This window comes from Streptomyces sp. NPDC031111 (genome assembly GCF_055570675.1).
Genome location: NZ_JBVIGS010000058.1, coordinates 1 through 1,493, shown reverse-complemented (window position 1 = coordinate 1,493; position 1,493 = coordinate 1). Strand labels below are relative to the sequence as shown.

The following is a 1,493-nucleotide window of genomic DNA, read 5'->3' as shown; positions in this document are numbered from 1 at the left end:
GCGACCATGCGGACCGCACGACGGCGCAGCTCAAGCGGGTAAGGGGAAGGACGTGGCGACTCGATCCTCTCAAATGATCGAGTCCCTACCGAACCGGGAACGGTTCAGAACCACGTCGCCTCGCGGGTAAGCAAGCCCGTGGCCACGGGCGGCTCTTCTTTCTCCGACTCCGTCGATCAGGAGTTCCTGGGTCTCGCCCTTGCGGTAGGGGACGGTCGCAGAAGCGTCCGCCCCCCAGGGCTGACGCGGCGGCCCATCAGTTGATGGTGTGTACTCGCTGGCTGGTCATTTCATAGCGCGCTCCCACGATTGCCAGGCGTCCGGCGATGACCTTGGCTGCCAGGTCGGGCTCGGTAGCCAGGCGGGAGCTCACTGCCCGGATGTTGGCATCTATGGTGGCGTCTATTCGGGCGTCTCCTTCCTTGGAGTGGTCGATGGTCGGACGTATCTGATCCGCCAGATACTGGATGTGGTTGGGCAGCTGGGCGCCGGAAGCCTCTGCCTCGACAGCCGCACGGACCGCTCCGCACGACTGGTGTCCGAGCACCATGACCAGCGGGACGTTCAGCTCGAGAACGCCGTAGGCGATGCTGCCCAAAACCGCCTCGTCCAGCACCTCGCCGGCGGACCGTACCGTGAGCAGATCACCAAGCCCTTGATCGAAGACCAGCTCGGGCGGGACACGCGAGTCGACGCAGCCGAGTATCACGGCGAAGGGGTGCTGACCCGATGTCAGGCTCTGTCGCACGGCCGGCGTCTCATGAGGATGTATCTCCCTGAAGGTGCGCCACCGCCGATTGCCCGCTGCCAATTCGTGCAGGGCCTGCTTCGGTGTTGCCGGACGCGGCCGCGCTGCAGGAGCAGCGGATGCCCCTGTAGAGGAACTCATAGCGGCTGCACCGAGAACGGCTGCCGAGGTGAGGCCTGCCCGCAGTACGGCGCGGCGAGCCGGGACGCGGTCCGAGTCTGGCATTGGGACTTCAGAGGCAGGAGTGCCGTGCAAGGGAGAGCGGAATCGTAAGTTCATGCTCAGGAACATACTTGCGATCTCGGAGTCCGCGGCATCCCGTGGGTCTACTTGACTGTCCCTTGAGCACGACTTGGGGCATCGCATGCCTGCGAGCGTCCCTCGGCACTGTGTTCCATGGCACCACCCTCTCGCGGACGGGTCGGCAACGGCCGGTTTTCGTAAAGCAGTTGACCCTCGTCCAGCGGCGATGGCCGCCGCCGAGGAATATGAGGAGGCCTGCGATGGCCGGGCGGTCGACCTGTCCGGAGGCGAGCAGAACCGTGATGACGCTCGCACTGGAGGTACGAGCGTGTCGCCGCCGTACGACGGTGTCACCCGCGTCTCCGCAGGGGAACAGGCTCGGAAATAACGGCTGGCGTGCCGGCCTGCCGGGGGGTGCCTCTATGTCTTTCGTCAAGCGAGGCGTGGGGTTTTGGGTTCGTAGAAGGTGCCGTCGCGGAGCATCGCGAACAGCACGTTGATC

1 protein-coding gene is annotated in these 1,493 nt (G+C 65.2%); it reads right to left on the bottom strand.

Annotation, left to right across the window (positions count from 1 at the left end):
• Nucleotides 1-256: 256 nt before the first annotated feature.
• A complete protein-coding gene (locus ACZ470_RS40485) occupies nt 257-973 on the bottom strand; it encodes a carbonic anhydrase (RefSeq protein ID WP_468434960.1) in 717 nt (238 codons plus the stop codon).
• Nucleotides 974-1,493 lie beyond the last annotated feature (520 nt).

Bases quoted from the DNA above. Each gene is read 5' to 3' on its own strand.
- ACZ470_RS40485 (WP_468434960.1), bottom strand. From the start codon at position 973: ATGCCAGACTCGGACCGCGTCCCGGCTCGCCGCGCCGTACTGCGGGCA.